The sequence below is a fragment of the Gemmata sp. genome, from assembly GCF_051859125.1.
In the GTDB taxonomy this organism is placed as follows: domain Bacteria; phylum Planctomycetota; class Planctomycetia; order Gemmatales; family Gemmataceae; genus Gemmata.
The window spans coordinates 1-8,818 of record NZ_JBHYGG010000133.1; the positions used below are offsets into that span (position 1 = coordinate 1).

Below are 8,818 nucleotides of genomic sequence, written 5' to 3' on the forward strand. Positions count from 1 at the left end.
GTGCGCCGGGCCCGCCACCGTGGCGACGGCTTCGGCCGCCGCCACCGGCCGTTCAACATCTTCCAGTTGGTGATGCTCACGTAGACCCCCTCCGCTTCAGGACCGTCTCGCGGAACCGGAGCCACGCGCCCACGTTGGCGTCCTCGCCGACGAACTCCCAGCCCGAGGCCCGGTAGCCCCGCACCCGCTGTCGCGACCAGAGTGCGGCGAGCGGGTGCCCGGTGTCGCGGACGTCGATGAGGAGCATCGGTCCGGCGTCGACGTCCGTCGTCACCCTCCAGTTCTTCGGGAGCGGAACGAGACCGTTCCCGGCGTCGGCCCGGACCACGACGCCGTACTCGATGCCGCTCAGGGCCTCGATGCCGAGGGCGGTAGCGATGACCCCGCGGGTGGCGACGGTCGCGCCGTTCTTCAGGCTGCACGTGTCGTCGCCGAGGCCGGAGACGACGGGCCAGTCGGGCAGGTACATTGCGAGCGCCGTGGCCTGCTTGAGCGACTCGGCGAAGAGCAGCACGTGCTGCGGCACCCCGACGTGCGGCATCGCGGCCAGGGTCGGAACGAGTCGGACGAGTTCCTCGTGGTCGCCGATCTGGAGCGCACGGGCGACCCGTGCGAGCCGCCGGTTCCGCGCCGGGTTCATCCGGATCTTGTTGCCGATGTACGGGATCGTGTTCTTCACCGAGTTGTCGACGTGCGTGTTCAGGAACGCGACCTGCACCGGCCGCTCGATCGACCCGACGGTCGGGATGAGCAGCTCGCCCGGGCCGTAAAGCTGCCAGGACCGGGCAATATCGAAGGGCGAGCGCGGGTAGTCGATCGGGAGGAACCCGAACACCTTCGCGGTGGCGACGTTGACGAGGCGCTCCAGCAGCCCGACCGCGGTCCGCACCGGCGGCACCGTCGGGTCGTTCGGGTCGGTGAGCGGCGCGGCCGTGAGCGGGTCGGTCCAGGTCGCGTGGAGCGCGTCCACGACGAGCACGACGTCGGCCCCGTCGAGCTCGACGAGCCCCATCTGCCCGAGCAGGGTGACCACCACGCGCTGGCGAACATGCGGGACGAACCCGCCGCCCGTGGTCTCAGCGGTGATGCCGTGCCGGGCGAGAAGGTGCGCGAGCGCACGAGCGTCCTCCCGCCGTCGGATGATGACGATCTTCGCGTCGGAGAACGCCATGCACACGTGGGTCGCGAGCAACAGTGGCTCGACGCCCGGGCCGTACCGCACGAGCCCCCGCTCGCGGTCGCGGAGGAACCGCACGACCGCCGGGTCGGTGACCCTCGCGTCGGGTGCGGCGTCGGGCTCGGGTTCCGGTGCGGCGTCGGGCTCGACACGAGCGGGCCGGGGATTGTCGACGACGGGCACGCCATTGGACGCGAGGAGGCCCCGGCAGACGGGCTCCAGCCCCGACCACACCCGCACCTTGATCTTGCCGGTCGGGGTGAAGACCGCGGCGAAGAGGGCCCGGTTGACCAGCGCGAACTCGGTGCCGTTCACGCCGCCGGCCTCGACGCGCCCGACCCGGAGCGCGCCGAGGACACCGCCCTCGGGGACCGGGGCGAAGTCGACGAACTGGCCGGTGTGCGTGGCCCTGACCGGCCGGATACGCGGGGAGTGGGTCACGGCGTCCCTCCCGCCGCGCCGCGGCCGCCGCGGGTGGCGGCAGAGCCGGCCCCACGTTGGTCGGCCCGGCCACGCACGTCGTCGACGACCCCCCGGACCAAGTCGTCGATGGACTCGACCGGGGGCGGCACCGCCAGCCAGCGCTCGAGCAACCCGTGGACGTACCGCGCGTCCGGGTACTCGTCCGCGCGAAGTGCGATCGTGTCCTCACGCCCACGGGCCTCACGGGCCACCGACTGGATCGACTTGCTGATGGCCTGGCGGACCCCACGAGGGGACTTGTGCCGGCCGTCGGTCGGCCCGAGGATCTCGTCCCTGGCCTCGGCGAACGGAGTGCCGCGGGCGAGCAGTCCGACGAGCCGCAGTTGCTCCTCCAGCGTGAGGTTGGCGACGGCCTCGATGTCCCGCTCGGGCAGCCGACGGAGGCGGACCGCGTCCGGGACAGCCGGCGGGAGGTGGATCAGCACGAGGTCGCGCTCGAGGGACCGCGGCCGCCGGCCGAACACCTCAAAAACGAGCTGTGACCGCTTCGCCCGCAACTCCGCCCCCTTGCCGCGGCCGGCCTGGGCTGGCTTCTTCCGTTGCCGGTGGCCGGTGCAGGCCTGGTACAGCCCCGCGACGAGGAGCCGCCGCCGGAAGGTCTCGGGCTCGGTACGGGTTTCGGCGGCGCGGAGGTAGAGGCCCGCCGCCCGGAACAACAAGTCGCCGGGGGGCGTCTTCGCAAACTCCGCGACCGTCTCGACCACGATGCTCTTCGCGCCGATCGCCTTGGCCGCGGCCAGCAGCGCGGTGCCGAAGATGACCGTGGTCCCGGCCACGACGAGGGGGTAGGGCTGGCGGCCCGCGCGGAGTTCCGGGACGAGTTCCTCGCGCGGCGGTTCCGCCCCGGGGGCGGCCGACGCGACCGCTTCAAGGCCCTGGACCGCGACCAAACCGACGACGGGAACGGTCGTCGGGTTACTGGGTTGTTGCGTCTTCGGCGTGGACTGATGGCTCCGAGACATACGTGGACTCCAGGTACGCGAGAGTGATGAGGGGTCACTTGGCCGTTGCGCCGCTGCCGAGGAGCCGGTGCAGCTCACTGCGCGCGATCAGCCACCGCGACCGGGGGATGCCCGCGACCTTGGTCGCCGCGATCCGGCCCTCCTTGATCCAGGCGCGGACCCGGTACTCGCTCCGCCCCACGTTCCGCGCGAGCTCGGTCACGGTGAGGTGCGTGCCGTGAGCCGGGCCGGCGCGATCGAGGCGAGCGACGATCACTTCGAGACGGTCGAGGACCGGACCGAGTGCGGCCGTGAGGTCCGCCACCGTAGGACTGACGCCGGGCGTGACGGGAGAGGTCGGGGGCTGGGAGGGGGACCGCCGGGTGCGCATGACTGCGACTCCTGAGTCGGGCCCGTCACGGCGCGCAACGGCGGCGGGACGGGCAAGAACCCGGCTGGTCGCGAGTGTGGGTGACGGCCTATTGGGAGGGAGGCGACGCGAGTGCGTCAGGTACGATCAGGATCGATGAAATGACGACGGCGTGCGGGTCAAGAACCCGCCCAGGAAGGCCGCGCCCTTAGTCAGCACGCGGCAGCCGTCGGTAGTTTGACCCGGCCGAGCGGCCGGGGACAGGACGGGTTACCGAGAGTCCCGCCTGTCGAGAGTCATCGTACACGACCCGCAACAACATGCAATACCACGCGACGGAGCCGGTATCCTGGTGCCCGGCCGTACCTGGCTTCACCACACGAGCGACGTTCGCGCCTCGACCGCCTCGGCCACCAGGTCGGCCCACCCCGCAAGGGCCTGGCGTACCCGATCCACGGCTGCCCGCTCGACGTCGGCAGTGTTGCCTCCGGCCGGTACCACCGCGACGAACTCCCCGTCGTCGAAGGCCGCGACCGGGAACCCGCCCGCGACGAGTGCGTGGTACACCGCCTTGCGAACTCCGTCGGCGAGTTCGACGTGGTCGCGGCCCACGACCTGAAGCGGAAGAGCGTCGGCGTAGATCCGACCCGTGGGTGACGAGTAGGTGGTAGCGAGCAGGGCGTCCACGAGGGCGGCCGGACTCTTCACCGGGCAGCACGCCATGGGGTTCGTAATGAAGGCCCGGTCCGAGCCGAGAAGCGCGACCAACTGGTCGCGGACCTCGTGTGAGCCCTTGCGACTGGTGCGGAGCACGTCGAGCGTTCCCAAGGTGTCGGACTCGCTTTCGCCCGTGCCGAGCGCGGCGGTGCTCGCGCCCAACACGCGGGTGACCTCCTCGGGCGGCACGCCAAGGTTGCCGGCGATGAGTCCCGCGACGTTCGACTCGCAGTACCCCGCGAGCCCGGGAATCAACGCGAACAGGGTGCGCCGCGCAGCAGCAACCTGACGCGCGGACGGCGTGAAGCCGGTCTCGTACCCGGTGAGCCACGCCTCCAGGGTCTGGTCGCTGATCCCGAGCGGGACGTACCGGGCGACCGTTGCGGCGATGGCGCTCCAGGCCCGCCCGTTCTCGCTCGCCGCGGCCCCGATGAACTCGTTCCGGTCGAGCCCGCTGACCGCCCGGGCGAGTTCCATGACGAGGGGGGCGTTCGTCCGGTCCCGGAGCCGCCCTGCCAGGGTCGAGTCGTCGTGCGTGTCCTCCAGGCACACGGCCAGGGATCGGAGTGCGAGTTCGCGAAGCGAAACGATCAGGAACGTGGTCTCGTTCCCCGGCGGGGTGAAGATCTTCTTGCCGACGACCCGCCGCAGGTAGCCGACGTCCGGGGTCAGTGCTCGCAACTCAGGGAACACCCCGATGCGGGGGTGAAGGACTTCACCGTCACCCAACGCCCTTCGAGCGTCGTGGATGGCCCTCAGCTCCGCCGCCGCGGCGGCGACCTTGCTGTGCGGGGCGAGGAGGTCCCACGAGCAAGCGTGCGAGAGGTCCGCCGGGTACGGCACCGGCACCAGGCCCCGCATCCGCACGTCGGCCAGGATCGCGGCCGCGAACCGCTCGTTCGCCACGACGTCCTCGCCCAACAGCCCCGTGCCGAGGAACGCCGCTCCACCCCGCGTGTTCGCCAGCGTTCGCGCCGCAGGACTCACGCGGATCGCGGACCGAGCGACCTCTTCTCGCTCGGCGAGGGCGGCCAACACCCGGTCGCGGTTCGGGCCGGTCAACCGCACACCCGGAGCGCCACGCGAGGCGGCGACCGCGCCGCGGACGTCCAGGCCGATGCCGAAAAGCCCGAACCGCTCCGCACCGTGACCGGAGTGGGCGTCGGCACGCCCGACGGCGGCCTCGGCGAATCGGATCAGTCGGACCGCGGCGTCACGGAGATCCTTGCTGTAGCTCGCCCAGTGCTCGCCTACGGGCCGCTTGGGAAGCGACGTAGCGACGCCGGGCGCGGCCAGGTGCGTCAGTTCCGCCAGCAGCCCGACGTCGTAGAGCCGGTTCTCGGTCACCATGCGGTTGATCGCGCTGTTGGTCACGTCGAACCCGTGGGGGCGTTCGAGGTCCACGGCGAAGATCGCGTTCTGGTGGGCACGCAAGAACTCGTCCAGCCTCACCCCGGGGACGAGAACCATTCCGCCGGCGGACGACGCAGCAAACACGTCGGTCGCATTGGCCGGTTCCGGCCACACCATGCCCAGTACCATTCCCGGCAGGGGGCAACCGCTCCACACACTCGCGGCAGACGTGTCCATCTCGGTCCCGGGGTCAAGGATCACGACGCAACTCGGGCTACGTCGCCAGAAGATCGGGAGAACCACGCCCGGAACAATCCGGGCGTGGACTAGGGGCGAGCGCATCATCTCTGGAACCCCGGACAATTGCGGGCGGAGCAACGAACCGCCCCACGTGCTCTGGGCGCACCCCAACCGGGGGCGAGTTAGGGTGCGCCCCCGCGGTCACAGGAGCGGGAGGCTGATCCGCGTCCACCCGCGCTCGACGCACCGCCGCTGCCCTCGGCGACGGCCGGGATCTCCCGGCCGTCCCGGTACCGCATCGGGAAGTCCTCGCGCCAGCGGTTCCGGTTCTCCTCGCCAAAATCGTGGGACGCGAACGTGGGGCCCAGATTGCCTTTGAAGAACACCGGCGTCCCGGTGCCGTCGAGGACCCGGAGCAGGTTCTCGACGTGCGCCGGGTCCGGCTGGTGCGTCCGCCGCCCGTTGCTCGCCGCCCCGATCACCGCCCAGTCGAGCGGGTGCTCGGAGCCGATGACCGCAGCGAGGTCCCACGACAGCGGCTCGGCCGACATCCACACGAGGTTGCCGGTCCGCCGCCGGACCTCGGCGAGCACCTTCATGCTGGTGCGGAGCATGGCCTCCTGCTGCGTCCGGGTGAGCCGCCGGCCCATGAACCAGTCGGGCGGGGAGGAGACGCCGACCCAGAGGTTCGGGGGCATCCGGTCGGTGTACTTCAGGAGCTGGGGCGCGGCCTTCGTCAAGGTGTGGTACGCGTGGTGCCGCGCGCCGCGCAGGGCGTCGAGGATCGCGTGGACCTGCTCGGCCGGCACGGCCGGGGCGAACATGTCGGACATGGAGCCGCTGAAGATCAGCCGGGGCACCGCCTCCGCGCCGAGTTGCCGGAGCTCGTGCGGCCGCCAGTAGTGGTGCCGGAACCCGTTCGGGTACGCCGCCGCAGCGACCCCGTGCTCGGCCAGGTCGCCGGCGTAGCAGTTGGCGATCGTGCCGTCGGGCATCACCCACCGGCAGCCGTGCAGGCACCCGCCGGTAGGGTTGCGCGTCTCGTCGCACCATTCGATGCCGCGGTTGCCGGTGTCTTCGTGGAACTGGATCGTCATGGGTGTCTCGGTCGTAATGTTGGGTGTGGGGGTCGTGGACGGCGGCATCGGTGATCCCGCCGTCGGTGTGGGTATCGGGGTCGCACCCGCGGAGTAGCCCACGGGGCGCGTGGTCACCTCAGGCGGGCTCGCCCAGGTCGGTCGGTGCGATGTCGCCGCCCATCCCCCGGGAGATGAGGCGATCGAGTTGCTCGCGCGCGATCAGGAGACGGCCCCGCGGGCCGTCCCCTTCGACGCGGATGGCCGTGATGCGGCCCTCGGCGATCCACCGCCGCACCGTGTACGCCGACCGGCCGACGGCGTCGGCGGCCTCGGCCACGGTCAGGTGGGGCTTGCGCTTGGCGCGGAGCGCGTCGAGGAGCTGAACCAGGAGGTGCTCCTGGTGCTCGACGCGGGCGAGGAGCGCCTCGGCCCACGGCGGCGGATCGCCGGCGGGGCTGGGCGGAGGGTGGGACCGCGCCGCGGCCCGGTGAAGTGGTGTGTGGTCCATAGCCCTGTCAGCGATTTCATCGTCTGGGTGCCGCGAGGGCACCAGCAGATGAGCCGCTCCGTGTTGGGATGACGGAGAGCAGGACCGCGCGCAGATTCTGGTGTGTGGCAGACATCGCACCCGGGACACCGTGCCGGGGGCACGTGTCCAGAGAACCTGCGGGCCGTCCCGCTGCTGACCGGATGCGATTGAAACGTGGCGAGATGGCTAAGTGGCTCGGTCGCCCCCCGGGTCGATCCACCCGCAAGCCTCACTACCCGATCCGGGAATCGCTTGCGCGGTCCGGGTGCGGGAGCGGCAGATTAGGTGGGCAGGGACAGTGGCTCCGAGTCTGAGTGCCTGAGTGCCAGAACATCTCGGGGACGACCGCCGGTCAGGGTCGGTCATGCTGCCTGCCGTACCGACGACACGCAGTCCCGTCGCGTGGGGACAGTATACGCCACCGGTCAAGGGTTTGCATGCCAACCTCAATGACGGTTGCGGCCCCGCAACCGTCATTGAGGTTGGCGGCCGACCGCTTCCGCACCAAGACGGTCTCAACTCGGGTTCGCCCGGTCACGCGGCACCACCGGCGGCGCGGCCAGCGAGAAGCTCTCGATGGCCGACGACTTCGCCCTCGGGAACAGGTGCCGGTACCGCTTCCGCATGGCCTCGGTCGTGTGGCCCATGAACTCGTCGATCACCCGCTGGTCGACCCCGGCCGCGGCCAGGTTCGACGCGAAGCTGTGCCGGTACGTGTGGAACCCGAGCTTGAACAAATCCCGGCCGTTGTCCAGGCACCACGGGGTGCCCCGCATCGGCTGCCAGAACACCCGGTTCGCCCGGTCGTTGTTGATCGGCCCGGTCCCGTCCGGCTCGCACACGACGAACTGTCCCCGCGGCCGCGTCTCCCGCCACGCGAGCAACTCGGCCTTCAACTCGGGGTGCAGGACGATGCGGCGGACCGTTTCCCGCTTCCGCCGGGACTGCTTGCGGCTGCGGGCCGACACGTACCCCTCGTCCAGGTCGACGTCGACCCACCGCAACCGGAGCACCTCGCCCCGCCGCATCCCCGTGTACGCCGGGATGGCGTACAGCAAGAAGGCGTGGTCGGCGGCCGCGTTCGCCCGCACCACGGTGAGCAGCCCGGCGATCTCGGGCGGGCCCAGGTACAGGGTGTCCCACAGGTCGAGCCGCTCCTCGTCGGTCAGCCCGCCCCGCGCGATGACCCGCTCGATCTCCGCGGCGGTGCGGAACGGGGGCCGGTCCTCGCCGCCCTTGATCGGGGCGAGCCCGGCGGCCGGGGAGGCCGCGAGGTACTCGTGCCGGACCGCCCACTTGTAGAACTGGAGCAGGGTGATCCGCTCCCGCTCCGCGGTGTTCGGGTGCCGCGTCGCCAGCCGGGCCTGGACGAACCCGTCCAGGTCCCGGACCGTGAACGCGTCGCACGGCTCGTCCCCGCGGCCCCCGAGGTGCCTCAGGAGGTGCCTCAGGTGCATGGCCTGGCTGGCGTGGTACGAGGGGGCGACGAGGGCCTTCAGCGAAGTCGTGTACTCCTCGGTCAGCGCCCGCGTGGACGGGAGCACCGGTGCCGGCCCGGCCACGGCGGGCACCTCGACGGGTTCGGTGAGGGTGCCGCCGCTGACGACGAAGTCGCCGGGGTCGATCCGGTCCGGGACGCGGGCCTGCCCGGTGTGGAGGCGGTGGAGGGTAAGTTCGACCAGGTGGAGTGCGGCTTTGGCGGCGGACTCGTCCCTCGTTTTCAGAGACTTCTTGAACTCCTTACCGCGGAGCCGGAACCGGACGCAGAAGGTGTCGCCTTTTTTCCCAAGATTGGCCATGTGCGTGTCGCTCCCCTTGACGGGACACGTGGTGGTTAGCGCGATTCGTTACCGTTTGCCACCCTTTCCTTACCAATTAGATGTTCTTCACGATAAGCTCGGTGCCGGTGCGCACCCGCCGCGTGGCGGG

7 protein-coding genes are annotated in these 8,818 nt (G+C 71.0%); all 7 read right to left on the reverse strand.

What is annotated here, in order from left to right; genetic code table 11:
• Nucleotides 1–76 precede the first annotated feature (76 nt).
• On the reverse strand, nucleotides 77–1,618 hold the full coding sequence (locus tag ACTIGN_RS13785) for a hypothetical protein (protein WP_439624722.1): 1,542 nt from the start codon (nucleotides 1,616–1,618) through the stop codon (nucleotides 77–79).
• Complete coding sequence (locus tag ACTIGN_RS13790; RefSeq protein ID WP_439624724.1) at nucleotides 1,615–2,622, reverse strand: hypothetical protein; 1,008 nt, start codon at nucleotides 2,620–2,622, stop codon at nucleotides 1,615–1,617. Before ACTIGN_RS13790 ends, ACTIGN_RS13785 begins: the two co-directional genes overlap by 4 nt.
• A gap of 34 nt (nucleotides 2,623–2,656) precedes the next feature.
• A complete protein-coding gene (locus tag ACTIGN_RS13795; RefSeq protein WP_439624726.1) occupies nucleotides 2,657–2,926 on the reverse strand; it encodes a helix-turn-helix domain-containing protein in 270 nt (89 codons plus the stop codon).
• Between the two features lie 417 nt (nucleotides 2,927–3,343).
• Complete coding sequence (locus ACTIGN_RS13800) at nucleotides 3,344–5,302, reverse strand: hypothetical protein (RefSeq protein WP_439624728.1); 1,959 nt, start codon at nucleotides 5,300–5,302, stop codon at nucleotides 3,344–3,346.
• 161 nt (nucleotides 5,303–5,463) lie between these two features.
• The gene (locus ACTIGN_RS13805; protein ID WP_439624729.1) at nucleotides 5,464–6,378 is read right to left on the reverse strand and encodes a DUF5131 family protein; all 915 of its coding nucleotides are present in this window, start codon (nucleotides 6,376–6,378) and stop codon (nucleotides 5,464–5,466) included.
• A gap of 118 nt (nucleotides 6,379–6,496) precedes the next feature.
• Nucleotides 6,497–6,868, reverse strand: a complete 372-nt coding sequence (locus tag ACTIGN_RS13810; protein ID WP_439624730.1) for a helix-turn-helix domain-containing protein — start codon at nucleotides 6,866–6,868, stop codon at nucleotides 6,497–6,499.
• Nucleotides 6,869–7,404: 536 nt separating this feature from the next.
• On the reverse strand, nucleotides 7,405–8,688 hold the full coding sequence (locus ACTIGN_RS13815) for a tyrosine-type recombinase/integrase (RefSeq protein ID WP_439624731.1): 1,284 nt from the start codon (nucleotides 8,686–8,688) through the stop codon (nucleotides 7,405–7,407).
• Between the last annotated feature and the right edge of the window lie 130 nt (nucleotides 8,689–8,818).